This window comes from Nocardia sp. NPDC058058, from assembly GCF_042885355.1.
Lineage (GTDB): Bacteria > Actinomycetota > Actinomycetes > Mycobacteriales > Mycobacteriaceae > Nocardia.
On the sequence record NZ_JBHVSA010000001.1, the window covers coordinates 590,918 to 616,084 of the forward strand.

24 protein-coding genes are annotated in these 25,167 nt (G+C 68.0%); 15 read left to right on the forward strand and 9 right to left on the reverse strand.

Annotation, left to right across the window (positions count from 1 at the left end):
* The first annotated feature begins 165 nt into the window (after positions 1-165).
* The 6 genes from ACFVUS_RS02670 to ACFVUS_RS02695 all read left to right on the forward strand — a co-directional run bounded on the left by ACFVUS_RS02670 (position 166) and on the right by ACFVUS_RS02695 (position 3,975).
* Positions 166-555 carry a PaaI family thioesterase gene (locus ACFVUS_RS02670; RefSeq protein ID WP_387765372.1) on the forward strand — a complete coding sequence of 130 codons (390 nt, stop codon included), beginning with the start codon at positions 166-168 and terminating at the stop codon, positions 553-555.
* A 99-nt stretch (positions 556-654) separates the two neighbouring features.
* On the forward strand, positions 655-957 hold the full coding sequence (locus ACFVUS_RS02675; protein WP_387761420.1) for an urease subunit gamma: 303 nt from the start codon (positions 655-657) through the stop codon (positions 955-957).
* A 5-nt stretch (positions 958-962) separates the two neighbouring features.
* Complete coding sequence (locus ACFVUS_RS02680) at positions 963-1,274, forward strand: urease subunit beta (RefSeq protein WP_387761422.1); 312 nt, start codon at positions 963-965, stop codon at positions 1,272-1,274.
* Positions 1,271-2,992 (forward strand): urease subunit alpha, encoded by a 1,722-nt coding sequence (locus ACFVUS_RS02685; RefSeq protein ID WP_387765373.1) that lies wholly within the window; start codon positions 1,271-1,273, stop codon positions 2,990-2,992. Before ACFVUS_RS02680 ends, ACFVUS_RS02685 begins: the two co-directional genes overlap by 4 nt.
* Positions 2,993-3,054: 62 nt before the next feature.
* Positions 3,055-3,723, forward strand: coding sequence for an O-methyltransferase (locus ACFVUS_RS02690; RefSeq protein WP_387761423.1), 669 nt, complete (start codon positions 3,055-3,057; stop codon positions 3,721-3,723).
* Between the two features lie 120 nt (positions 3,724-3,843).
* Positions 3,844-3,975, forward strand: a complete 132-nt coding sequence (locus ACFVUS_RS02695) for a hypothetical protein (protein WP_387761424.1) — start codon at positions 3,844-3,846, stop codon at positions 3,973-3,975.
* Here the strand turns inward: ACFVUS_RS02695 and ACFVUS_RS02700 are convergent, their stop codons facing one another.
* Positions 3,976-4,518 carry a PadR family transcriptional regulator gene (locus ACFVUS_RS02700; RefSeq protein ID WP_387761425.1) on the reverse strand — a complete coding sequence of 181 codons (543 nt, stop codon included), beginning with the start codon at positions 4,516-4,518 and terminating at the stop codon, positions 3,976-3,978.
* A 101-nt stretch (positions 4,519-4,619) separates the two neighbouring features.
* Between ACFVUS_RS02700 and ACFVUS_RS02705 the strand changes: the two genes are divergently transcribed.
* Positions 4,620-5,021: a nuclear transport factor 2 family protein gene (locus ACFVUS_RS02705; RefSeq protein ID WP_387761427.1), complete on the forward strand. Its 402-nt coding sequence runs from the start codon at positions 4,620-4,622 to the stop codon at positions 5,019-5,021.
* A gap of 12 nt (positions 5,022-5,033) precedes the next feature.
* Positions 5,034-5,444: a YchJ family protein gene (locus ACFVUS_RS02710; RefSeq protein ID WP_387761428.1), complete on the forward strand. Its 411-nt coding sequence runs from the start codon at positions 5,034-5,036 to the stop codon at positions 5,442-5,444.
* A gap of 103 nt (positions 5,445-5,547) precedes the next feature.
* Here ACFVUS_RS02710 and ACFVUS_RS02715 read toward each other — a convergent pair whose 3' ends face one another.
* Positions 5,548-6,216: a TetR/AcrR family transcriptional regulator gene (locus ACFVUS_RS02715; RefSeq protein ID WP_387761429.1), complete on the reverse strand. Its 669-nt coding sequence runs from the start codon at positions 6,214-6,216 to the stop codon at positions 5,548-5,550.
* A 113-nt stretch (positions 6,217-6,329) separates the two neighbouring features.
* Here ACFVUS_RS02715 and ACFVUS_RS02720 point away from each other — a divergent pair, with 113 nt between their 5' ends.
* Positions 6,330-7,796, forward strand: a complete 1,467-nt coding sequence (locus ACFVUS_RS02720; protein ID WP_387761430.1) for an MFS transporter — start codon at positions 6,330-6,332, stop codon at positions 7,794-7,796.
* On the opposite strand, the gene ACFVUS_RS02725 is transcribed toward ACFVUS_RS02720, so the two are convergent.
* Positions 7,771-8,553 carry a hypothetical protein gene (locus tag ACFVUS_RS02725; RefSeq protein WP_387761432.1) on the reverse strand — a complete coding sequence of 261 codons (783 nt, stop codon included), beginning with the start codon at positions 8,551-8,553 and terminating at the stop codon, positions 7,771-7,773. The genes ACFVUS_RS02720 and ACFVUS_RS02725 overlap by 26 nt on opposite strands.
* 114 nt (positions 8,554-8,667) lie before the next feature.
* On the opposite strand from ACFVUS_RS02725, the gene ACFVUS_RS02730 reads away from it, so the two are divergent.
* A complete protein-coding gene (locus ACFVUS_RS02730; protein ID WP_387761433.1) occupies positions 8,668-9,558 on the forward strand; it encodes an SDR family NAD(P)-dependent oxidoreductase in 891 nt (296 codons plus the stop codon).
* Positions 9,559-9,566: 8 nt separating this feature from the next.
* Here ACFVUS_RS02730 and ACFVUS_RS02735 read toward each other — a convergent pair whose 3' ends face one another.
* Complete coding sequence (locus ACFVUS_RS02735) at positions 9,567-10,544, reverse strand: zinc-binding dehydrogenase (RefSeq protein ID WP_387761434.1); 978 nt, start codon at positions 10,542-10,544, stop codon at positions 9,567-9,569.
* A 168-nt stretch (positions 10,545-10,712) separates the two neighbouring features.
* Between ACFVUS_RS02735 and ACFVUS_RS02740 the strand changes: the two genes are divergently transcribed.
* The 3 genes from ACFVUS_RS02740 (at position 10,713) to ACFVUS_RS02750 (ending at position 12,820) form a co-directional block, all read left to right on the forward strand.
* Positions 10,713-11,345, forward strand: a complete 633-nt coding sequence (locus tag ACFVUS_RS02740) for an urease accessory protein UreF (protein ID WP_387761435.1) — start codon at positions 10,713-10,715, stop codon at positions 11,343-11,345.
* A 75-nt stretch (positions 11,346-11,420) separates the two neighbouring features.
* Positions 11,421-12,131 carry an urease accessory protein UreG gene (gene ureG, locus ACFVUS_RS02745; protein WP_387761436.1) on the forward strand — a complete coding sequence of 237 codons (711 nt, stop codon included), beginning with the start codon at positions 11,421-11,423 and terminating at the stop codon, positions 12,129-12,131.
* Between the two features lie 38 nt (positions 12,132-12,169).
* A complete protein-coding gene (locus tag ACFVUS_RS02750; protein ID WP_387761437.1) occupies positions 12,170-12,820 on the forward strand; it encodes an urease accessory protein UreD in 651 nt (216 codons plus the stop codon).
* Between the two features lie 214 nt (positions 12,821-13,034).
* Here ACFVUS_RS02750 and ACFVUS_RS02755 read toward each other — a convergent pair whose 3' ends face one another.
* The 5 genes from ACFVUS_RS02755 to ACFVUS_RS02775 form a co-directional block, all read right to left on the reverse strand.
* Positions 13,035-13,757, reverse strand: a complete 723-nt coding sequence (locus tag ACFVUS_RS02755; protein WP_387761439.1) for a hypothetical protein — start codon at positions 13,755-13,757, stop codon at positions 13,035-13,037.
* Between the two features lie 240 nt (positions 13,758-13,997).
* On the reverse strand, positions 13,998-14,996 hold the full coding sequence (locus ACFVUS_RS02760) for a hypothetical protein (RefSeq protein ID WP_387761440.1): 999 nt from the start codon (positions 14,994-14,996) through the stop codon (positions 13,998-14,000).
* Between the two features lie 133 nt (positions 14,997-15,129).
* The gene (locus ACFVUS_RS02765) at positions 15,130-16,557 is read right to left on the reverse strand and encodes an NAD(P)/FAD-dependent oxidoreductase (protein WP_387761442.1); all 1,428 of its coding nucleotides are present in this window, start codon (positions 16,555-16,557) and stop codon (positions 15,130-15,132) included.
* 77 nt (positions 16,558-16,634) lie between these two features.
* Entirely contained in the window at positions 16,635-17,489 is an 855-nt protein-coding gene (locus ACFVUS_RS02770) for a tat pathway signal sequence (protein WP_387761443.1), read from the reverse strand.
* 194 nt (positions 17,490-17,683) lie between these two features.
* Complete coding sequence (locus tag ACFVUS_RS02775) at positions 17,684-17,890, reverse strand: hypothetical protein (RefSeq protein WP_387761444.1); 207 nt, start codon at positions 17,888-17,890, stop codon at positions 17,684-17,686.
* 178 nt (positions 17,891-18,068) lie between these two features.
* On the opposite strand from ACFVUS_RS02775, the gene recC reads away from it, so the two are divergent.
* Positions 18,069-21,470 carry an exodeoxyribonuclease V subunit gamma gene (recC, locus tag ACFVUS_RS02780; protein WP_387761445.1) on the forward strand — a complete coding sequence of 1,134 codons (3,402 nt, stop codon included), beginning with the start codon at positions 18,069-18,071 and terminating at the stop codon, positions 21,468-21,470.
* A 49-nt stretch (positions 21,471-21,519) separates the two neighbouring features.
* Entirely contained in the window at positions 21,520-25,149 is a 3,630-nt protein-coding gene (locus tag ACFVUS_RS02785) for a UvrD-helicase domain-containing protein (protein WP_387761447.1), read from the forward strand.
* Positions 25,150-25,167: the final 18 nt, after the last annotated feature.

Genomic DNA, 25,167 nt, shown 5'->3' on the forward strand with positions numbered 1-25,167 from the left:
ACTGTGGCGTGGGCTTTGAGCTGCGGAAACTGATCTGCGCCGGTCTGTTCGATTTGTGAATTGTGTGCTGGTTAAGCTCCTGGGATGACCTCTGATGAGCAGGCTGGTAAGGCGGGGGATGACTTCTCCTCGATCAAGTCGATGGCTGATGTGACGCCTGAGCTGATGAATAAGTTCAGTGCCGGCACGTTTGTGGACAGCTTTGGGCTGAAGATGACCGAGATGGGGCCGGATCGGGTTGCCGCCGAATGGGTTGTGACGCCGAGTCAGCATCAGCCTGCGGGGATTGTGAATGGTGGGGTGTACTGCACCGTTATCGAGACTCTTGCCAGTGTGGCGGGGAGTGTGTGGTTCGGGGATCGCGGGACCGTGGTTGGGGTCAACAACAACACTGATTTCTTGCGGGCCGTGCGGGAAGGCGTGTTGCGGGGGGTGGCTACGCCTATTCATCGGGGGCGGTCGCAGCAGTTGTGGGTTGTGGTGATTACCGATGAGCAGGAGCGGACGGTGGCGCGGGGGCAGGTGCGGTTGCAGAACCTTGCCGCGCAGGGGTGAATCGCGGCGCGATAGGGCTGATCTCGGACGAAACATCCGGGTAACGCGGGTCATGTCAGAATGGCCGACGACCCGCCACGCCGTTCGCCGAGGAGCCCCATGCGACTGTCGCCGCACGAGCAGGAACGCCTGCTGCTGAGTTACGCGGCCGAGCTGGCCCGGCGGCGGCAGGCCCGCGGCTTGAAGTTGAACCATCCGGAGTCGGTGGCGCTCATCGTCGACCATGTGCTCGAAGGGGCGCGGGACGGGCGCAGCGTCGCCGAATTGATGACCTCGGGGCGGACCGTGCTCACGCGCGAGGACGTCATGGAGGGGGTGCCGGAGATGATTCACGACGTGCAGGTCGAGGCTACTTTCCCGGACGGCACCAAGCTCGTCACCGTCCACCACCCGATCGGCTGACGCACATGATTCCTGGTGAATATCTTTGTGCCGAAGGCACTATCGAACTCAATGCCGGAGCCGACCGCATCGAGGTCGATGTGGTGAACACCGGAGACCGGCCCGTGCAGGTCGGCAGCCACGTGCACTTCCCGCAGGCCAATGCCGCCCTGGACTTCGATCGCGATGCCGCGCACGGCCGCCGCCTCGATATCCCCGCAGGCACCGCCGTACGCTTCGAACCCGGTCTGGGCCAGCGTGTTTCACTCGTACCGCTGGGCGGCACCCGCGAAGTGCACGGCATCAGCCTGACCCCTCCCGGAAAGCTGGACGCCTGATGGAACTCTCCCGCGCCGGCTACGCCCAGCTGTTCGGCCCCACCACCGGTGACCGAATCCGGTTGGCGGACACCGATCTACTGATCGAGATCACCGAAGACCGCAGCGGCGGACCGGGACTCGCCGGTGACGAAGCCGTCTTCGGCGGCGGCAAGGTGCTGCGCGAATCCATGGGCCAGGCCCGCGCCACCCGCGCCGAGGGCACCCCCGATACCGTCATCACCGGCGTGGTCATCATCGACCACTGGGGAATCATCAAGGCCGACATCGGTATTCGCGACGGCCGCATCAGCGCCATCGGCAAGGCCGGAAACCCGGACACCATGACCGGCGTGCACCCGGATCTGGTGGTCGGCCCCTCCACCGAGATCATCGCGGGCAACGGCCGCATCCTCACCGCCGGCGCCATCGACTGCCACGTGCATTTCATCTGCCCGCAGATCCTGGACGAGGCCATCGGCAGCGGCATCACCACCCTGGTCGGCGGCGGCACCGGACCCGCCGAGGGCTCCAAGGCCACCACCGTCACCCCGGGTGCGTGGCATCTGGGCCGCATGCTCGAGGCCACCGACGGCTGGCCGGTGAACATCGTGCTGCTCGGCAAGGGCAACACCGTGCGCCAGGAAGCCATGTGGGAGCAATTGCGCGGCGGCGCAGCGGGTTTCAAACTGCATGAGGACTGGGGCACCACCCCGGCGGCCATCGACGCCTGCCTCACCGTGGCCGATGCCTCGGGCGTCCAGGTCGCGCTGCACTCGGACACCCTGAACGAGGCCGGATTCGTCGAGGACACCCTCGCCGCCATTCGCGGCCGGGCCATCCACTCGTATCACACCGAAGGTGCGGGCGGCGGGCACGCGCCCGACATCATCACCGTCGCCGCGTACGCGAATGTGCTGCCCAGCTCCACCAATCCGACGCGCCCGCATACGGTCAACACCCTCGACGAGCACCTCGACATGCTCATGGTGTGCCATCACCTGAGCCCCTCGATTCCGGAGGATCTGGCCTTCGCGGAGAGCCGGATTCGGCCCTCCACCATCGCCGCGGAGGATCTGCTGCACGATATGGGCGCGATCTCCATGATCGGCAGTGACGCCCAGGCCATGGGCCGCATCGGTGAGGTCGTCATGCGCACCTGGCAGACCGCGCACGTGATGAAGCGGCGCCGCGGCGCACTGCCGGGAGACGGTGCGGCGGACAACAATCGGGTGCAGCGGTACGTGGCCAAGTACACGATCTGCCCGGCCGTGGCGCACGGCCTCGACGGTGAGATCGGCTCGGTCGAGGTCGGCAAGCTCGCCGATCTGGTGCTCTGGGAACCGGCCTTCTTCGGGGTGCGCCCGCACGCGGTGCTCAAGGGCGGCACCATCGCCTGGGCCGCCATGGGCGATGCCAATGCCTCCATTCCGACCCCGCAGCCGGTGCTGCCGCGCCCCATGTTCGGCGCGTCCCCGGCGGTGGCGGCGGGCACCTCGCTGCATTTCGTGTCCGAACAGGCCATCGAGGACGGTCTCGCCGATCGCCTGCGGGTGAATCGGAAACTGGTGCCGGTGGCCAATGTCCGCAAACGCGGTAAGGCCGATATGCCGCGCAATGACGCCATGCCGCGCATCGAGGTCGATCCGGACACCTTCACCGTGCGCATCGACGGTGAGGTGTGGGCCGAGGAACCCGCCACCGAACTGCCGATGGCACAGCGGTATTTCCTGTTCTGAGTGCTGCGATCAGGCCGAATTAATCCCGGCTGCCCGGTCGGAACGCGTGGCAGACTGGCCATATGACCACTTCCGACTGGGCCGAAGTTGATCGCTATCTCGTGGATACCCTGGTGGGAGACGGGGATTCCGCGACCTTGAGCGCGAATGCCGCCGCCGGGCTGCCCGCCATCGATGTGTCACCGCCGCAGGGGAAATTCCTGTACCTCATCGCCAAATCCGCGCGGGCGCGCCGGGTGCTCGAGATCGGCACGCTCGGCGGCTACAGCACCACCTGGCTGGCGCGCGCGGTCGGTAAGGAAGGTCAGGTGCTGACCCTCGAATACGAGCCCAAGCACGCCGAGGTGGCGCGCGCGAACCTCGATCGCGCGGGAGTCGGTGACCGCGTGGAGATTCGGGTCGGCGCGGCCCTGGACAGTCTGCCGGTGCTGGCGGGGGAGAACCCGGAACCCTTCGATCTGGTCTTCATCGACGCCGACAAGGTGAACAACGCCAATTACGTGCAGTGGGCATTGAAGCTGACTCGGCCGGGCTCGGTCGTCATCGTCGACAATGTGGTGCGCAATGGCGGTATCGCGCACGCGGATTCGTCCGATGCCGCGGTGCGGGCCAGCCGCGAGGTCATCGAATTGCTCGCCACCGAACCACGATTGGACGCCACCGTAGTGCAGACCGTCGGCGGTAAGGGCTGGGACGGTTTCGCCTACGCCCTGGTGGTCGATCAGGACTGAGCGTGTCTCACCTCACGGCTATCGGGTGACCTGGCGGTTTCCTGCCGGATTCACCCGATATGCCGGGAATTTGCCAATACTCGGTTGTCGTCCGAATTTTGAATCAATACGTTCGATGGCATGAGTGAACATCCGAGCCGCACCCGAGAGCGCCTGCGTGGCCTGGCGATGCTGATCGCCCCGATCGCCCTGCTGGCGCTCACGGTCGGCGTGCTCGCGGCCATCATGCTCCAGGGTGACTATCCGAGCTAGCTATTTCGTATCGTCCGGATGCGCGGCCAACTCCGCCCAGAAATCGACGTACGCCTGCTCGTGTTTGATGCCGAGTCGCAGAATGCGTCCCCTCGACACCGCGCGTTCGCTATCGCCCGGATCGATCTCGGCATGCAGTTTCCGGTACAGCTCGAGCCAGCGGCGATGTTCCGCGACCTGCCGATGTGCCAGCGCCACAACATCTTCCGAGTGTCCGAGATCGGCGAAGAACAGTTTCACCTGCGCGGGATCGCGGGTCTCCGGGGGCGGGGCCACCGGATCGCCCAGCCAGCGCGATAGTTCGGCGCGCCCCGCGTCGGTGAGGTGGAAGACGCGGCGGCGGCGGCCCTCGGTCTCGGCCTCCTCGCGCAATAGCCCCTGCTCGGCCAGTCGCGGCGGGATGCGATAGAGCTGCGCGTGCGGGATCGGCCAGAAGTATTCGATGCTCTCCTCGACCTTGGCCTTGAGTTCATAGGGCGTGAGCGGCCCGTGTCTGGCGATCAGCCCCAGCACTATGTGGTCCTGCTGGCCGAGTTCGGCCATCGTGCAGCCCCTTTCCTTCGCTCCCTGTTGACACCGTATCACTGAGACTATAGTTTCATTCCAGCAAGACCGTATCAGCGATACTATTGAGGAGCTTGACCATGCGCGACTTCGCCATCGAACTGTTCGACCGCTGGACCGCCATGTGGAACGGGGATCTGGCCCTGGCCGAGGAGATCATGGCCCCGGAATTCACCCTGCGGTATGCCCAGCCGGGGGCCGTCGAATACGACGACATCCACGACCCCGCGGCCTTCACGAAGCAGATCGAGGTCTTCCGGGCCGAGCGACCGGGCCTGGAATTCGAGGTGCAGGGTCTGCCCGTCGTCGAGATGGACGACACCCGAACGGGATTGATCGCCCGCCCGTACGGCGCTCGCATCACCCGGCCGGACGGCACGTCGATCGCCCTCAGCGGCAATGACATCCTGCGCACCGAGAACGGACAGATCGTCGAGGTGTGGTCGGTATCCGGCGGGCAGAGCGGCCGCAGCTTCTACTGACAGAATGTTCGGATGTCGAAGCGCGGAAAACCCCGTCCCGTCCCCGCGGACTGTCCGTGCGGGCTGCCCGCGAGCTATGCGGACTGCTGTGGGCGGCTGCATCGGGGCGAGGCGGCGGCGACCACCGCAGAACAGTTGATGCGCTCGCGCTTCAGCGCCTTCGCGGTCCGGGACGAGGCGTATCTACTGCGCAGCTGGGCTCCGGAAACCCGGCCCGCCGATGTCGATTTCGATCCCGGCCTGCGCTGGGAGCGCCTGGAAGTTCTCGCCACGACCGGTGGCGGGCCGTTCCATTCCGAGGCCACCGTGGAATTCCGCGCGCACTATCGATCGGGTGGCGCGGCGGGGGATATGCACGAGAACAGTCGTTTTCGCCGCGATGCCGGGGCGTGGGTGTATCTGGACGGGGACGTCGATGGCTGATCCGATCCCGCGACAGCACGTGACGCGGGATCGACGCGGACCGGCGGGCGCTGTGAATGTGCAGTCCGTGCAAGCGCGCATGCGTTGCCGAACAAGGCGGGGTCTACCGCCGGGCGCTTGCCTCGAAGCCGTCGCACAGCGCCTGTAATCCGGTGTCCAGCAGGTACTCCGGATCGAGCAGGTCCGCACCGCCGGAGCCGACCAGGTCGGCCAGGGCGGGCGGGGCCGGCCAGCGGGGCGTGCCCTCGAGCAATGCGGTGAGCCCGGAGCGCTCCTCGGTGTCGGCATCGCGATCGGTGAGCATGCGGGCGCTGACATGCTGCAGTGCCACCCCGGCGATATAGCTCCACACCGACAGCGCCATGCGGGTGGCCTCACGGGTGCTGACGCCGAGTTCGGCGAACCCCTCCACCATCCAGTTCAGGACGACGAGGCTGTGCTCGCCGAAGTTGTAGCGCGGCACGGCGAAGGTGAACAGCACCCACGGATGTTTCTGGTACAGCCGCCAATCCACCTCGGCGGCGATGCGCACCCGATCCCGCCAGGTCCAGACCTGCTGACCGGGCGGCGGATAGGGATTGCGGCGCGCGACCTCATCGGTCATGGCGGCCAGCAGGGTGTCCTTGTTCGGGATGTGCCGGTACAGCGACATGGCTCCCGCACCCATGCGCTCGGCGATGCGGCGCATGGAGAGGGCGTCGATTCCGGACTCGTCGGCCAGGGTGATGGCGGTATCGACAATCGCCGCCCGGGTGAGCTTGGCCTCGGTCATCGGATGAATTCTTTCCTTCCCGCCGCGGATCTGCGTACACTGTACTCCGGCCGCGCGTACGACGTACGCGCGCTCTTCTCGTAAAGCCCCTTGATCAGCTCGGAGGATAGGTGATGACCAGCATTCTCGCGCGTCCCGTCGTGCGCACGCCGCGCCGCGCGTGGGCCGGACTGGCGGTACTACTGCTCCCGGTACTGCTGGTGTCGATGGACATGTCCGTGCTGTACCTGGCCATGCCCACCCTGACCGAGCATCTGGACCCCTCGGCCACCCAGCAGCTCTGGATCCTGGATATCTACGGCTTCATGATCGCGGGCCTGCTCATCACCATGGGCAATCTCGGTGATCGCATCGGGCGGCGCAATATTCTGCTCGTCGGCGCGACCGTCTTCGGATTGGCTTCGGTACTGGCCGCTTTCGCACCGAGCGCGGGAGTGCTCATCGCGGCGCGGGCGCTCATGGGTGTGGGCGGCGCGACGCTGCTGCCGTCCAGCCTGGCGCTGATCTCCACCATGTTCCCCGAGGCGCGGGCGCGCGCCACCGCCATCGGCATCTGGACCGCGTTCTTCGCGGGCGGTTCCGCGGTCGGGCCGATCATCGGCGGCGTACTGCTGCACCACTTCTGGTGGGGCTCGGTCTTCCTGATCAATACCCCGGTGCTGGTGGTGCTGCTGGTCTTCGGTCCGCTGCTGCTGCCCGAGCATCGGTCGTCCGCGCTCGGACCGCTGGATCTGCCGAGTGTGGCGCTGTCCATCGGCGGCATTCTGCCGATCGTGTACGCGGTCAAGCATTTCGCGGCCGAGGGCTTCGATCTGCCGGTGATCGGGATCGGCGTCATCGGTGTGCTGCTGCTCATCGCGTTCGTGCGACGGCAGCGGCACCTGAGCGAACCACTGCTGGATCTGAGCCTGTTCCGCAATGGCTTGTTCTCCGTCGCAATCGGTTCCAGCACCGTCGGCATGTTGGCACTGGCCGGTATGAGCTATCTGACCAGCGTGTACCTGCAATCGGTGACCGGGCGCGACGCCCTGGGCGCGGCGCTGCTCGGCATTCCGATGGCGGTCGTGGTGTTCGTCTGCTCGGTGAGCGGTGCGCGCATCGGCCGTCTGCTCGGCACCCGGACCGCGTTCGTGCTGGCGCTGAGCATGGCGGCGGCGGGCAACCTTATGTTGCTCGGTATCGGCGTCAACGGGGGTATCGGCTGGTATATCGCCGGAACCGTGGTCGCCGGTGCGGGATTCGGCATGGCGTTCACGCTGGTGTCCGAGGTCGCGGTGGCCGCGGTGCCGCCGGAGCGGGCGGGGTCCGCGGTCGGCATCTCCGAAACCAGTTTCGAACTCGGCAATGGTTTGGGCTTGGCGCTGCTGGGTTCGCTTGCGGCGCTGGTCTTCCGGTCCGGCGGTGACTTCGGGTCGACGCTGGGGGAGACCCTGACCCATGCGAATGGCGATACCGCGCTGATCGATTCGGCACGCGATTCCTTCGTGCACGGTATGCACGTCGCCACCACGGCGGGTGCCATCCTGCTGGCGATCATGGCGGTGATCGCCGTGGTCAGTGGCCGAAAAGTGAAGTCATGAGCTCGGCCGCGGCCTTGTTCATCGGCGTGATCACCCGTAGGTAGAGGAAGCGGACCGGGCGGACCACCGTGGCCCGCCACACCGCGCCGCAGACCGCGAGAATCGGTCGCAGCACGGTGCGGTACAGCCAGCGACAGGGCGTCACCACCAGAATTCGGACAATGGTGGTGGCGACCCGCCAGCCGAAGAGCAGTACCGCCGCGAGCGCCAGCAGGATCGGGCGCAGCACCCAGCGCCACAGCTGATGGAGCGGCCAGACGATCAGCCATTTGGTGATGGTGTAGCCCAGCCACAACACGGCTTTGGCGATCGGCACCAGAATCCAGCGGGCGATCCAGTCGCCGACCGGTTCGATGACGCTGTCCCACAGCCAGATCAGGCCGGGTTTCAGAACGCGTCGCCACAGCCATTCCTCCACGGCGCGTTTGAGCGGACGCAGCAGGAAATCGAGAATCAGCGCGCCGAGCGGGGTCAGGATCATGCCCCACAGCAACTGGTGGATCAGCAGACCCCAGAGGAAGTCTTTACAGAAAGCCCAGGCCGGGCGAATCAGCCAGTACCAGATGAGTTTCGCGATCGGCTGGATCAGCCTGTCGACGCAGAACTCCGCCGCCGCGACGATCGCGCGACCGACGAATTTGCAGCCCTCCCAGAGCAATCGCAAAGGGACGAATATCACCACCGCGATGATTCGGGCGACCCAGCCCGCGATCGAAATACGCTCCGGCGGCCGCGTTCGCGGCTCCTGTACCGACATCGTCCCCGTCCTCTCCCCGTGCACGCCTCCATCCTGGTACGGCAAAGTGCCTCGCGCCCTGGGTATTTCCACTCAACTCCGGTCGCGGACCGGTCGGGCGGTTAGAGTCGAGGCGTGGGTGAGAACTCGACCTCGGACCCCCAACCGCTGCCCGAATCGAACGGCCGTCCCCTCGCGGAACGCGTCGCGACCAGGCTGTTCTATCCGACCACCCGGCCCCGCGAGAAAACGCTGCGCGAGGCCGTGGACGGTCAGGTCATTCTGATCACCGGCGCGTCACACGGTATCGGCAAGGCCGCCGCCCGCAAACTCGCGGCCGCGGGCGCGACGGTGCTGTTGGTGGCGCGCACGCTCGACGATCTTGAAAAGGTCGCGGCGGAAATCCGCGCGGACGGCGGCACCGCGCACGTGTACCAGGCCGATATTACCGAAATGGACGCCACCGCCGAACTCGGCGCGACACTGCTCGCCGCGCACGGCCACGTGGATGTCGTAATCAATAACGCGGGTAAATCGATTCGCCGTCCCGTCGACGAATCCTATGACCGCTTCCACGATTTCACCCGCACCATCGATATCAATTACCTCGGCCCGGTCCGGCTGCTGCTGGCGCTGCTGCCCAGCATGCGCGAGCGCCGCCACGGTCACATCGTCAATATCTCGACCTGGGGTCTGCGCATGCCCCCGGCCCCGCGCTGGGCGGCCTACGGTGCGTCGAAGGCGGCCTTCGATGTCTGGTTGCGCACCGTCGCAACCGAAATCGCCGCCGACGACATCACCACGACCTCCATCTACATGCCCCTGGTGCACACCCGCATGAGCGCACCCACCGACTTCACCGGCGTCCCCGGCCTGACGGCGGATGAGGCGGCCAACCTCATCTGCCACGCGGTGGTCTCCCGCCCCCGCGAAATCTCCCCGTGGTGGACCGGCCCCGTCCAGGCATGGACCGATCTCCGCCGCGGTGCGGCCCAACGCTTCATGGAACGCAGCTTCCGCCACTGATCCGATGGTCAGGGGATGAGGACGACTTTGCCTGTGGTGGCGCGGGATTCGAGGGCGCGGTGGGCTGCGGCGGCTTGCGCGAGAGGGAAGCGGTGGAGGCCGGGGACGAGGCGTCCGGCGGCGGCTTCGGCGAGGGCGCGGTCTTCGAGGGCTCGTAGGCCACCGGCTCGTTCGTACATTTTCGGGCCGAGCGTGGCGACCGGGGTGATGCCCAGGTCGGTGAGTTCCGCCTCGGTGATTCCGGTCGGTCCGGCGGCGAAACCGTAGGTCAGCCAGTGGCCGCCCTTGGCCAGCAGGGTGATCGCGGTGCGGCTGATGCCGCCGCCGACACCGTCGAACAGCAGGGTGGCGGGGCGGTCGCCGTATTCGGTCCGGACGCGGTCCGGCCAGTCGGGGAGCAGATAGTCGACGGCTAGGTCGGCACCGTTGCGGGACACCAGATCCACCTTCTCCGGGCCGCCTGCCAGACCGATCACGGTGGCCCCGGCGTTCTTCAGGTATTGCACGAGCAGTGTGCCGATACCGCCCGCTGCGGCCAAAACGACGGCGACGGAATCGGGGGAGATATCGGCGAATTGCAGTATGCCCATGGTGGTTCGGCCGGTGCCGATCATGGCGACGGCCGTGGCCGGATCCAGTTCGGCCGGAATCTCCTGTAGCCGTTCGACTTCGGTGACCACGTATTCGGCGTAGCCGCCGGGTGCCTGGCCGATATGCGCGACAACCCCGCGCCCGAGCCACCTTTCATCGGCCACCGATCCGATGGCGTCCACGATGCCCGCGATCTCACGGCCGGGAATGGTGGGCAGCTCCGGTAGCGGGATCGGTCCCATCGCCAGACCCTTGCGGATCGTGGTGTCGATGAGATGCACGCCCGCGGCGGCCACCGCGATGCGCACCTGCCCGGGTCCAGGCTCGGGATTCGGCACCTCGGCGTATCCGAGATTCTCGGCGGGGCCGAAGGCGTGCAGGCGAATGGCGTGCATGAGAACTCCTGGAGATCGAAAGCTGGTCGCGCGCCCAAGCTTGCAACCTCGACCCCGGTTCAGGTCAAGACCTTCGATCCGCCCGGAGCTGCCCGGACCCGAGCCGCTGTGGTTCGGTCGGTGTGCGGGCGCTTAGGATCGGGCGGTGCTGTTTGCGGAGGTGTGGGGTTGAGTCTGGCCACGTTATTGACCCTGGCCGACTCCCGGCTGCCCATCGGCGGGCATGTGCACTCCGGTGGCGTGGAGGAGGCGGTGTCCTCGGGGTTGCTGCGCGATGTGGCCTCGGTGGAGTTGTATCTGCGGCGGCGGATCCGGACCTCCGGTGCGGTGGCGGCCTCCTTGGCGGCCGCGGTGTGCGCGGGCGCGCTGGATCCGGCCCGGGCCGAGCTCGAGGCCGATGCCCGCACCCCGTCACCATCCGCGCGCACGGCGTCGCGGGCGCAGGGGCGGGGACTGCTGCGGCTGGCGAAACAGGTGTGGCCGCAGGCGGATTGGAGCGGACTCGGTCCGCGCCCGCATCTGTCCACGGTGTTCGGCGTGGTCGGCACGGTCTGCGGGGCATCGCCGGAGGAGATCGCCGGGGTGGTGGTCTACACCACCATGACCGGCGCGGCGACGGCGGCGCAGCGCCTGCTGGCCCTGGATCCGGCGGCCGTGGCGGCCTGCACGATCAGGCTGGGTGAGGTCTGCGATCGCACCGCGCGGGCCGCGATCAAGGGTCTGGTCGCGCTGTCCGATCCGCTCCAGGATGTGCTCGCCGAGCGGCATCTGGCCCGCGATATGCCATTGTTCGCCTCCTGACCTGCGCAATCAGCCCGGGTAACAAGCGCTTTACGTGCGTCCGACAGGATGAACCTCGGAAAGGAGCACACCTACATGCCACCTCATTTCATCGACGGGGAACCGCACGAGCACCATGATCGGCCCAAGCGCGAGCGCACGCCGGGGGAGCCGGTGCGGATCGGCGTCGGCGGACCGGTCGGTTCGGGTAAGACGGCACTGGTGGCCGCGCTGTGCCGCCAGCTGCGCGATGAGCTGTCCCTGGCCGTGCTGACCAATGACATCTACACCACCGAGGATGCCGACTTCCTGCGCCGCAACGCGGTGCTCCCGGATGAGCGCATCACCGCGGTGCAGACCGGCGGCTGCCCGCACACCGCCATTCGCGATGACATCACCGCGAACCTGGACGCCATCGACGATCTCATCGAGGCGAACCCGCCGCTGGATCTGATCCTGGTGGAATCCGGCGGCGACAATCTCACCGCCACCTTCTCCTCCGGCCTGATCGACGCGCAGATCTTCGTGGTCGACGTCGCGGGCGGCGACAAGGTGCCGCGCAAAGGTGGTCCGGGCGTCACCTGGTCCGACCTGCTCGTGATCAACAAGACCGACCTGGCCCCCATGGTCGGTGCGGATCTGGCTGTGATGGACCGTGATTCGACCAAGGTGCGCGAAGGCCGCCCCTTCGTCTTCACCTCCCTCACCGAGGATCCTGCCGCCACCCCGGTACTGACCTGGGTGCGCGAACAGCTGGCCCTGGCCGCGGAACAGGATGCGAAGTCCGGTGCCGCGCACACGCACTGAGATTCAGGCCACCGGCACATCGAGCCCGATGGTGTGCGGTGCGCACTGAACTGCGGATCGATGCCGCCGCCGGGGAGCTGCCGCGAATTCACGCGGTGGGTGGCCTGGCGGCGCGCCTGACCGGCCCGGATACGGTGCATTTGATCGGCACGGCCGCAACGCCTTTGGGTGGTGACGAGCTGGATATCCGGATCACCGTCGGCGCGGGTGCGCGACTATCGGTGCGCTCGGTGGCGGCCACCATCGCGCTGCCGGGCCGCACCACTCCGAAGTCGTTCGCGCACTGGCATTTCGAGGTGGCGGCGGACGGCGAGCTGGATTTCGATCCGGAGCCGACCGTGGTCGCGGGCGGGGCCGAGCATGAGACGCTCAGCACCGTGCGGCTGGAAGACGGTGCGCGGCTGCGGCTTCGGGAGCGCGTACAGGTCGGTCGCATCGGCGAAGACCACGGCTATTGGTCCGGTGAGCTGAATGCCGATATCGGTGATGTACCGCTGCTGCGGCATCGCCTGGATCTCGGGGCCGAGGCGTGTACCGATGACGCGCTGTCCGGACCCCGTGCGCTGGAGAGCATTCTGACCTACCCGGATTCGCGCTCGGCCGAATTCACCGGCGTGGCAGCGGCATTGCTGCCGCTCGCCGCGGGCGGAACCCTGTTCACCCGTACCGCAACGCTTTTGCGCGTCTAACCCCTCAGGGCCGCAGTGCGCTGGCGAACGAATCGAGATTCAGCAGCGCGAAAATCCAGTCGGCGCTGATGCGGTGTCCGAAGAAGCGAAACATGCGGAGCACTCCATTCTTTCCGGTTGGATGGGGGATATACGCGCAACAGCGGGAACCAGACCTCACCCCTGGTTCCCGCCGTGCAAGATGCTGCGCTACGAGCTTGTCGCAGAACCGAACTCAGTTCGCGACGACGCGCGGTGGTGCGTTGAACGCGTTCACGGCGCCGACCACGGCACCCACCGCGGCACCGGCCGCGGCTGCTGGCAGCGCGATCATCGCGGCACCGGCCGCGGCGCCCGCCGCGGGACCGGCCACCAGGCCGACCGGGAACAATGGCAGTCCGACCACGAGGCCCAGGGCCGCGCCGACGGTCGCCGAGGTGAGAGCGATCGGCATTGACGCACTCGCACCCGCTACCGCTCCCATGGCCGCGGTGCCGACGGTCTGGCCGGCGATACGGTCGGAACGGCTGCGCTCCAACCCGATCGAATCGAGGAACGTCGCGAGATTCGCCTCGGTTTGAGCGGAGTTGTCATTGATCTGGATCGCCTGTTCGCTGTCGATCCAGTTCGGCGCGTCGACGATCACATCGCCGAACCGGAACTTACCGGCGGGCGGGGCGATCGGGGGCACCGCGGGCACCGGCATCGGTGCGTGCAGTGCGCCGACGGGCGCCAGATAGCTCTTGTCCGGGGCCTGGCGTGACCACTGGATGGAGCTCTTGGTGTCACCGGGGATCTGCAGGCCCTCGTACGGCATCACGTTGGGCGCATCGGCGGCGGGCCACTGGGCAGCCGCGCCATCGTGCTGCGCGACCGGATCAGTTTGCACCGGTGCGGCATTCGCGGCTCCGGTTCCGACGATCGCCAGGACTAGCGGAACGGCGCCCGCCGCCACCACGTTTCCGACTTTATTGCGATGCGGGTTGAGGGCTCTGTGCTTACCTGCGGCCAATTCACGACCTTTCTTACTCGGGGGAACATCGACGCCCGACATTCGGACCCGTCGGTCAACCGGATTGGTCGGATTTCGTACTCGCGTAGAACGTCCGCATTGCCGAAAGTTAGCCATTCGCTTGTGTATTCACGAGAACGGGGCCGGAATCCCAGTTGATGGATTCCGGCCCCGGCAAAACGGCTATCACTCGCTGATAGCTGCTCCGGCATCATCGGCGGAGGCCGCGGGCTGGTCCACCGATGCCGCGGGACCGGTCGCGGGCGCGAGCACACCGTTGACCATGCCCACCGCCGCTCCGATGCTCGCGCCGACGGTGGCCGCGGGAACGGCGATCAGGGAGACCGCCGCGGTCGCGCCGATGGCTGGGCCGAAGACCCAGCCGGCCGGTGCGAACGGCGTGCCCGCCATGGCCCCGATGAACCCGCCCATGACCGCACCGGCGATCTCGGCGGGCGCGGCCACACCGACGCCCACCGCGGCGCCGACGGCGGCGGTGCCGACCGTCTGTGCGGCGATGCGATCCGAACGGCTCGGCTCGAAGCCGGCCGAATCGAGCGTGCGCGCCAGGTTGGCCTCCACGTCCGCGGAGAGCTCATTGACCTGAGCGGCCTGCTCGGGGGTGACGAACGACGGGATGTCGATCACGGTATCGCCGAAGCGCAGCTTGCCGTCGGGCGCCGCGATGGGCGCGACGTCGGCCGCGAGCGACGGGTTCGGCATGTGCAGACCCTGCATGTCCACCGCCGCGACGGGGCCATTGGGGATATCGCGCACGCCGGTGGAGGAATTGCGCCCGACCCGCACGACGGGTGCGGGCGCGGTGACCGTTTCCGCGGCCTCGGTCTCGATCACCGGTGCGGCTTCGGCGGAGGAGCCCGCCTCGCCCGCGGTCGGTTTGGCTTCGGGCTTGGTGGCCTCGGGCTTCATCCCGTCCGAGACCATCGGCGGTACCGGAACCGAGAGTTGCCCGAAGGGGGAATCGAGAACGAGACCGGGCTGTGCGTCCGTGCCGGGCTGCTTCTCCACCACCGTGGACTGATTGTCCTCGTTCGTAACCGGGTCCGCCGCAGCGGTTCCGGCACTGCCGAGGGCGGCTACCAGCGGGAGGGCTCCCGCGATGGCAAGCGACCCGAGACGGCGGCGGTGGGGTGAAACATGATCAGCCGGTTGGCGTTTGCCCATGGATGACCTTTCCATTCGAATGTCGACAGATGTCGGACATTCGGATCCGGACGGCATGCCGGATTGGTCCCGGTGCCGCCCGGTCAGGGCATCCCTGCGTGGCGCGGCGGCATCGCCGCCCGCCAGCGTGTCGTTACGAGGCCGCGGCGTCCTTGACGTTCGCTACGGATTTGCCGTTCTCCGAAGCGGATTCGCCGCCGATCTGCTTGGCGAGCTCACGCGCATCGTCGGGATTGTCGAGCGCTTCCAGCGCCAGACGCGCGAACACCCACTGTTCGGTAGCCGCCATCTGACCGCGATGACGACCCAGGAACGAGGTGAACCACTCCAGTACGGTGACGAACCGGCTGCGGAATCCGACGAGGTAGTACAGGTGCAGTCCGAGCCAGGCCAGCCACGCCAGGAAACCGCTGAACTCGAGCTTGCCGACCTGGCACACCGCGTAGAACCGCGACACCGTGGCCATCGAGCCCTTGTCGAAGTACTTGAACGGCTTGCGTTCCGCGGGCTCATGTCCGGCCAGCCCGGCCTTGATGGCCTTGGCCGCGTAGGTGCCGCCCTGGATCGCGCCCTGCGCCTGCCCGGGCACGCCCGGCACCGACATCAGGTCGCCGACCACGAAGACATTCGGGTAGCCCTTGATGGTGAGATCGGGTTCCACCACCACGCGCCCGGCCCGATCGACCTCGGTGCCCTCGGAGTTCTCGGCCAGGATCTTGCCGAGTCCGCTGGCCTGCACACCGGCCGACCACACCTTGCAGGCGGATTCGATGCGCCGGGTGCCGTCGCCGTCCTTGATGGTGACCCCGCGCGCGTCCACATTGGTGACGATGGCGTTGAGCTGAATCTCCACGCCCATCTTCTCCAGGCGCTGATGTGCCTTGCCGCCGAGCTTGGGGCCCATCGGCGCGAGCACCGCGCCCGCGCCCTCGACCAGGATCACGCGCGCGTCCCGGGTGTCGATATTGCGGAAGGTGCCATCGAGGGTGCGGTCCGCGAGTTCGGCGATCTGCCCGGCCAATTCGACGCCGGTGGGGCCCGCGCCCACGACCACGAAGGTCATGAAACGGTCGCGGGTCTCCTGATCCTTGGCCAGTTCGGCCTCTTCGAACGAGCCCAGGATGCGCGCGCGCAGTTCGAGGGCGTCGTCGATGGTCTTCATACCGGGCGCGTAGGTCGCGAACTGATCGTTGCCGAAGTACGACTGCTGCGCGCCCGCCGCGACGATGAGGCTGTCGAACGGGGTGACGGTGTCCTGGTTGAGCAGGCGCGAGGTGACCGTGCCGCCCTTGACATCGATTTCGTCGACCTCGCCCATGATCACCCGCACGTTCTGCTGTTTACGCAGCACGATGCGGGTGGCGGGCGCGATCTCACCGACCGACAGAATGCCGGTGGCCACCTGGTACAGCAGCGGCTGGAACAGGTGGGTGGAGGTCTTGGAGATGAGCGTGATGTCGACGTCGGCCTTCCGCAGGTGCTTGCAAGCGAAGAGGCCGCCGAACCCGGAACCGATCACCACCACGCGGTGGCGCTGTGCGACGGAATTATCGGCGTTCATCTTGTCCCTGCTCCTAGCCAGACGGTGAAACTACGACACTTCAGGTCCAAGGGTAGTGGGATGGTCGGTAGTTCAGCTCATCGACCCGCGAACAGCAGTTGCGCCACCCGGGTGGTGGTCTCCGATCCGTCGGTGTAACTGCCGTTCGGGCCCTGTTCGGTCATGATGGCCAGGGTGTAGCGCTCGCCGGGTCCGGCGAAGCCGACCGAGTTGACCACCCAGCCGCCCTGCTCATCGGACCAGCCGTTCTTCAAACCGGGTTGCATGGCCGCGCCCGCGCCCCAGACGCCCCAGTGCTGATTGGTGTCGACGCGCCGCATGCGGTCCACCAGGTAGGCACGATCGTCCGGGTGCATGCGGGTGAGGACGTTGTCCATCAGCCGGTCCAGATCCGACGGGGAGCACTGCTGGAAGCCCCAGTCCGGGAACAGTTTCATCTGTTCCAGGGAGGTGCTCGGCTGCAACGGGACGAGCCCGGCCATACCGTTGGCGCGGAAGGCGTTGTTGAACGCCATGCGGTCCAGACCTGCGAACTTGTTCCACAGGATGTCGGCCGCGTTGTCGTTGGAGGTTGCCAGCATGGACTCCATCAGCGAGCGGTCGCCCGGGTCCAGCACGATCGCGCCGACGCGGGCGCGATTCAGCAGATCCTCCGCGATCGCCAGTTTGATGGTGGAGGCGGTCCAGAACATGTTGTCCGAGTTCGCGTTCCGGTAGATGCCGCCGGAGACGCGGTCGCGCACCACATATCCGGTGATGCCGGGTCTGCCGGCGAGGTAGTTGTCGACCGATGCGATGCGATTACTCAAATCGCAGTCGAATCCCGGCAGGCAGCCCTGCGCGAGTACCGGCCGCGCGGCGGCGGATGGAAGGAATACCGGCGCAGCGGGAATCAGGGCAGCGGCGGCGAGGACGCAAGCGGAGGCGGCCACACGGGAGTTCCGGGCCATCGGAGAACGCACGGTGGGAAACAATAGACATCACAATGCCCGATGTGCACGTCTTGAGTGGATTGACTGGCTGTGCTATGGAAAACCCGCTGTCACAGCGGGTTTCGAATTTCGCCCCGGCGCGCCGGATTGTCTTGCGGCGCAAGGCGGGCGGACACGCCGGGTGAAAGGGGTGCTCAGCGGAATGCGGCGGTCAGTTCTTCGACACTGCGGCCGTTGAGGCGATAGCAGTGCGCGAATGCCTCGGCGTGCTGATCCCGGGCCCACGACGCGAGTACCGCGGTGCGCCCGTAGTAGCGGGAATTCACCAGCTCCCAGCGTTCTCCGACCCGCCGGACAGTGAACCCGCGGCTCGGGATCATGGGAATCACCGACGCAGACATCGACGCAACCAGCCTTTCCTCACAGCACAATCGCCCTCCCCGAAAAGCACTGTCGCATACCACACTCGAATTTCGGGGTGACGCGCCCTAGCTAATCTTCGGCGTGTGGCAGGTGTCACCCGGCGAGCCGAGGGACCCGGTGATTGCATGTCGTTCGCTGACTGTATAAACACAGGTCGTGCACATTCACCGGGCCGAGCGTGCGGACACGCTCGCCGACGCGCTGGCCGAGCTGCTCGCCGCACCGCTCGGCGATCCGTTCACCCCGGAAGTGGTAGCCGTTCCGGCCAAGGGCATCGAGCGCTGGTTACAGCAGCGGCTGGGCGTGGTGCTCGGCAGTGCCGCGCACGCCGACGGGGTGGCGGCCAATATCGATTTCGCGGACCCGGCGGCGCTGGTGGCGCGGGTGCTGGCCGAGGCCACCGGCTGGGTGCCCGAGGATGATCCGTGGGCGGGCGAGCGCGTGGTGTGGACGCTGCTGCCGGTGCTGGACGAGGTGCTGGCCGAGCCCTGGAGTGCCGTATTGGCACGGCATCTCGGCAATGGTGACGCGAGCGGGCATCGGGTCGGGCGGCGGTACGCCACGGCCGCGCGGATCGCGGAGCTGTTCGCCGGATACGCCATGCAGCGGCCCGGCATGATCACGGACTGGGCGGCCGGTTCCGATACCGACGGGGCCGGGCACCCGCTGCCCGAGGATCTCCTCTGGCAGCCGCAACTGTGGCGGCGCTTGCGCGCGGCGGTCGGGGAACCCTCTCCGGCCGAACGACTTTCGGACGCCTGTGCGCGCCTGCGGGCCGATCCGGGCGTGGTGTCGCTGCCCGATCGGCTCTCGCTGTTCGGGGTGACCCGGCTGACCACCGATCAGCTCGAGGTGCTCTCGGCGCTGTCCGACGGCCGCGCCGTACACCTGTGGCTGGTGCATCCCAGCCCGGCGCTGTGGACCAAACTGGCCGATGCCGAGGTGATCCCGAATTCCGGTGTGCGGGTGCGGCATCCGCTGCTCGCGGCACTCGGTCGCGATGTGCGCGAATTGCAGGAGCGGCTCGCGGGCTACGACCACATCGATACCTACCACCCGGCGCCGGAGCCGCACCGGCAACGTGCGGGCGCGACCGATTCGCCTGCGGAAGCGGCGGATTCGCGACTCGAGCCGATCACGCCGCGCACCCTGCTCACCGAATTGCAGGCCGCGATTCGGCAGGATCGGTGGTCGCTCATGCCCGAACCGGCGCTGGCCGACGGCAGCATCATGGTGCACTCGTGCCACGGACCGGCACGGCAGGTCGAGGTGCTGCGCGACGCGCTGCTCGGATTGTTCAGCGCGGACGCGACTTTGGAGCCGCGCGATGTGATCGTCATGTGCCCGGACGTGGAGAGTTACGCGCCGCTGGTGCGCGCCGCGTTCGGGCAGTGGTCGCTGGACGGGTCCGCGCCCGGGCATCCGGCGCACGGGCTGCGGGTGCGGCTGGCCGATCGCGCGCAGCGGGCGGTGAACCCGCTGCTGGATGTGATCGCCACGCTGCTGGAGCTGGCCGACGGGCGGGTCACCGTCACCGAGGTGCTGGATCTGGCTGCGACGGAAGCGGTTCGGCTGCGCTGCGGCTTCGACGAGGACGATATCGAGCGGCTGCGCGATTGGGCCGCCGAGACCGGGGCGCGCTGGGGGATCGGGCAGCGGCAGCGGCAGGCGTTCGGACTGGGCGATTTCGCGCAGAACACGCTCAACGCCGCGGTGGACCGCATTCTGCTCGGGGTGGCGGCGGGCGAATCCAGTGAGGACTGGCTGGATCTGGTACTGCCGCTGGACGATGTCGACAGCAATGACATCGATCTGGCCGGGCGCTTCGCGGAATTCGTCGACCGGCTCGCGGTATGTCTGCGGGACCTGCGCGGGCCGACCCTGGAAGAACCGGCGGGATCCGCGCGGCCCGCGTCCGAATGGGCGTCGGTGCTCGGGCGGGCGCTGGATCTGCTCACCGATGTGCCGCTGACCCAGGGCTGGCAGGGCGTGCAGGCGCGCCGGGAACTGGCCGCGGCCACCGAGTACGCCGGGCAGATTCCGCTGCGGCTCACCGATATCGCCGCATTGCTGGCCGCCAGGCTGGCCGGACGGCCCTCGCGGGCCAACTTCCGTACCGGGGAGCTGACCGTGTGCACCATGGTGCCCATGCGGTCGGTACCGCATCGGGTGGTGGTGCTGCTCGGGCTCGACGACGAGGTGTTCCCGCGCACCGGCGGCGTGGACGGTGACGATGTGCTGGCCCGGCATCGCTGCCCGGGTGACCGCGATCCGCGCAGCGAGGACCGGCAGCTGCTGCTGGACGCCATCATGGCGGCGGGGGAGCGACTCGTGCTGCTGCACACCGGATCCGATCCGGTGACCGGTGCGCATCGGCCGCCCGCGATTCCGCTGGCCGAACTCCTGGACACCGTGCGCGCGCACGTCGGACCGGCGGGGCTCGAACACGTCGTCACGCGACACCCGTTGCAGCCCTTCGACCGCCGCAATTTCGATCCCGAGAAGCCGTTCAGCTTCGACAGTGTCGCGCTCGCCGGTGCGCTCGCGGCCCAGCGCCCGCCCGCCGCGCGGCCGCCGTTCCTGGCCGCCGCGCTGCCCGCGACCGAACGCGGCGATGTGGAACTGGCCGATCTGGTGTCCTTCGCCGAACATCCGGTTCGGGCATTCCTGTGGCAGCGCTTGGGGATTCGCGTCCCCGAGAGCGAGGAGGAGATCGCCGACCGGCTGCCCATCGAGCTGGACGGGCTCACCAAATGGGGTATGGGCGAACGCATGCTGTCCGCGCGGCTCACCGGTGTGGACCCCAACGCGTTGCGCGCGGCCGAATGGCGGCGCGGTTCCCTGCCGCCGTTCGCGCTCGGCGCGGCCGTGCTCGACGATGTGGAGAACACTGTCGACCGGCTGGTCCGGGTGGCGCAGCCGCTGCACGAAATCCCTTCCCGCACCGTTGATATCGCGGTCGATCTGGGTGACGGCCGCCGTCTCACCGGCACCGTGCCCGATGTGCACGATGACGCGCTGCTGCGCACCACGTTCTCCCGGCTCGCGCCCAAACACCGCATCGCGGCCTGGGTGCGTCTGCTTGCACTGGCCGCCACCGGCGATCATCAGAGCTGGCGCGCCATCACCATCGGCCGGGGCAAGATGTCCCGCCCCGCATGGCAATCCACGCTCGTCGCGCCGAACGCGCACGCCGCGCGCCTGCTGCTGCGTGATCTGGCGGCACTGCGGGACGAGGGCCTGGCCGAGGCGCTGCCCATCGCGCCCGCGGCCTCGGCGGCCTATGCCGAGCGTCGCTGCCAGGGCTCCTCCGCCGAGGACGCCCTGCTCGCCGCCGAACACGAATTCGACGGCGGTAAGGACGGTCCCGGCCGCTACGGCGAACACACCGACCGCTATCTGCGCTACGTCCTGGGCCCGGCCCCGCGCTTCCATCAGCTGACCGAATCGCTCACCACCGCCCCCACCGCGATGGAAGCCGAACCGACCCGCTTCGGCGAACTGGCGCGCCGTCTCTGGAATCCGTTGCTCAGCAACGAGAATCAAGGCCAGCCATGACGATCCAGCACCCGGCCCCACAATCCGGCCCAGAATGCGAAAGGCACGGATGACCGACGACCTGTTCTCGCTCACCGACCCGGCCCCGTCCGCCCGCCCGGCGGCCACCCGAGCCCGCCACCGCGACGACTCCGCGGGCGGCGACTCCCACCCGGACCCGGTAGGCGACGACGGCGCGGACCTGTTCACCCTGGGCGCGGATATCACCCCCGATACCCACCCGCGTTCGGGTGCGATGACGGGCGGTGCCGACGAGCCGGATGCCGACGCGGATGCTCCGCAGTCGCAGAGCGAAGGACTCTGGGCCGCCGATGTCACCGCCGAGGTGGTCCCGGATACCGTTGGCGCGCAGGAGGAGTCGGGGAGTGGGTTTCAGCTGACCGGGCCGTTGCCGGTGGGTACCACGGTGCTCGAGGCCAGTGCGGGGACCGGGAAGACCTATGCCATCGTCGGGCTGGCGGTGCGGTTCGTGGCCGAGGCCGGGGTGGATATCTCTGAATTGCTGCTGGTGACGTTCAGCCGGGCGGCGACGCAGGAGTTGCGGGAGCGGACGCGGGATCGCTTCGTGGCGGTGGCGGCGGCGTTGAGCGAGCCGGAGCGGGCGCAGGCCACCGGGGATGAGCTGATTCGGCATCTGGCGCAGGCGAATCCGGCGGAGGTGGCGGCGCGGCGGGAACGACTGCTGGCCGCGCTGTCGGATTTCGACGCGGGAACCATCGCGACCACGCACAGTTTCTGTCAGCGCATGCTCGATGAGCTGGGGCTGGCGGGCGAGCAGGATCCGGGGGTCCGGCTGGTCGAGAATATCGACGATGTGGTGTCCACCGTCGCCGATGATCTGTACCTGAGCCGTTATGCGCGGGAGATACCGCCGTTCAGTCCGGCCGATGCGCAGCGGCTGGCCGCCGCGGCCGTGCACGACGGGGCCGCCATGCTGGTGCCCGAGGTGGAGTCCGAGCTCGATCCGGCGGGGGAGCGGGTCGCGTTCGCGGCCGCCGCGCGAGCGGAAACCGCGCGGCGCAAACAGCTTTCGGGGCTGCGCGACTTCGACGACTTACTGGTGCTGCTGCACGATGTGCTCGCCGACACCGAGCACGGGCCGCGCGCCTGCCAGCGCATCCGGAATCGTTTCCGGGTGGCGCTGGTGGACGAGTTCCAGGACACCGATCCCTTGCAGTGGGACATTCTGCGGCGTGCCTTCCACGGGCACACCACGCTGGTGCTGGTCGGTGATCCCAAACAGGCGATCTACGCCTTCCGGGGCGCGGAGGTGCTCAGCTATCTGGACGCGGTGGCGCACGCGGACTCCCGGCGCGAACTGACCACGAATCGGCGCAGTGACGCCGGACTGCTGGCGGCGCTCGAGCATCTGCACGGTGGTGCGGCGCTGGGGCACAAGGAGATCACCGTGCACACGGTGGCGGCCACCCGGCCGTTCAGCAGGTTGACCGGTGCGCCCGAGACGGTGATTCCCTTCCGGCTCAGGTGTTTACCGCGTACCGGGGCCGGTCCGCTCAATCGCTCCGGCTATCCGACCGTCGGCCGCCAGCGTGAACGCGTGGCCACCGATGTGGCGGCCGATATCGTGCGGCTGCTGGAATCGGGCACCACCATCGACGCCGATGGTGAAAGGCCGCTCGGCCCGGGCGATATCGCGGTGCTGGTGCGCAATCGGAACCAGCTCGACATGGTGCGCAAGGAACTCGAACTGGCCGGGGTGGCCTCGGTGCTGGCGGGTGGTGCGAGCGTCTTCGGCACGCCGTCCGCGACCCAATGGCTGTGGGTGCTGCACGCTTTGGAACAGCCGCATCGCGCCGACCGGGTGCGCCTGGCCGCCGGTACCGCACTGCTCGGGCTCGCCGCCGATGAGATCGATTCCGGCGGTGCGGATCTGGTGGGACGGCTCAGCGCCGAACTGCGCGATTCCGCCCGGCTGTTCGCCCGCGCGGGATTCGCGGCGGTCTTCGAGAAGATGAGCGCGGAAACGGAACTCGCGCCGCGACTGCTCGGGCTGGAGGGCGGTGAACGTCAGCTCACCGATCTGCGCCATATCGCCCAGCTGCTCGACGATGCCGCGCTGCGTGAGGGTTTGGGCCTGAGCGCGCTCACCCGCTGGCTCGCCGATCGGGTCCGCGATCCGGCATCGGGCAGTGTGGCCGATCGCAGCCGCCGGCTGGACCGTGATGCGGCGGCCGTGCAGATCGCCACCGTGCACGCCAGCAAGGGACTCGAATTCCCGGTCGTGTACCTGCCTTTCGCATGGGATGCCGCCAAGATCCGCAATCCGCAGACCCTGCTCTTCCATGACGAGCAGGGCCGTCGCGTGCTGGATGTGGGCGGTCCCGAGGCTTCGGGCTACAACACCCGCAAACCGCGGGCCGAATCCGAGGAGGCGGCGGAGGAACTGCGGCTGCTGTACGTGGCGCTCACGCGCGCGGGCGCCCAGGTGGTGGCCTGGTGGGCTCCCGCCTTCGATACCCAGACCGCGCCGCTGCATCGCATGATTCTGGGCCGCGAACCCGGTAGCCCGGCCGTGGCCGACAAGGTCGCGGTGCCCGCCGATTCGGTGGTGCTGAACCGCATCTCGGAATGGGCGAGCACCGCCGAACCCGGTGTGATCGCCATCGAACCGGTGCACGAGATCCGCCGCTCCCGGCTGCCCCGCGATCACACCGCCACCGCCGCCGAGCACCTGGCCGTCGCGCGCTTTCACCGTCACCTGGATCAGGATTGGCGGCGCACGTCCTACTCCGCGCTCACCGCCGGAGCGCATGACGCCATGCCCGCCGGTGATCAACCCGATGGCGGCGGCGTCGCCGATGAACCGGCCACCCCGAGCGTGCTCGCCGAGGACCTCGACGTATTCACCACGGCCGCACCGTCACTCATGAATTCGCTGCCCTACGGCGCGGAATTCGGCACCCTGGTGCACGAGATCCTGGAGTACGTGGACACCGACGCGGCCGATCTGGCCGCCGAGATGCGCGCCCGCTGCACGCACGCGGTCGCCGAGCAGATGTTCGACGCCGATCCCGAAGTGCTCGCGAACGCCCTGCTGGCCGTCATGCACACGCCCATCGGATTCGGTTCGCTGGCACAGATTTCCGCGCGCGACCGGCTCAGCGAACTCGATTTCGAACTGCCCCTCGCGGGTGGTGACGAGCCGACCGCGACCCGGGTGAGCGTGCCGCAGATCGCCGGACTGCTGCGCCGCCACCTCCCGCCCGGCGATGTCTTCATCCCGTACGCGGACCAGCTCGAGCATCTGGACGACACCCCGCTGCGCGGCTTCCTCACCGGCAGTATCGACGCCGTACTGCGCACCGCCGGACCACGTTTCGTGGTCGTCGACTACAAGACCAACCGCCTGGGCACCGGTGATCTCACCGTCGCGCACTACACCCACGAGCGCATGGCCGCCGAGATGATGCGCTCGCACTACCCCCTACAGGCGATCCTGTATTCGGTTGCCCTGCACCGCTATCTGCGCTGGCGGCTGCCCGGCTACGATCCGGCCCAGCACCTCGGCGGTATCCGCTACCTGTTCGTGCGCGGCATGATCGGCCCCGCCACCCCGAACGGCGCGGGCGTCTTCGACTGGATGCCGCCGCCAGCCCTGGTGGCGGATCTGTCCCGCCTGCTCGCGGGTGAACCCATGGACCCGGAGGCCGCCCGATGAGCCGCGATATGAATGCCG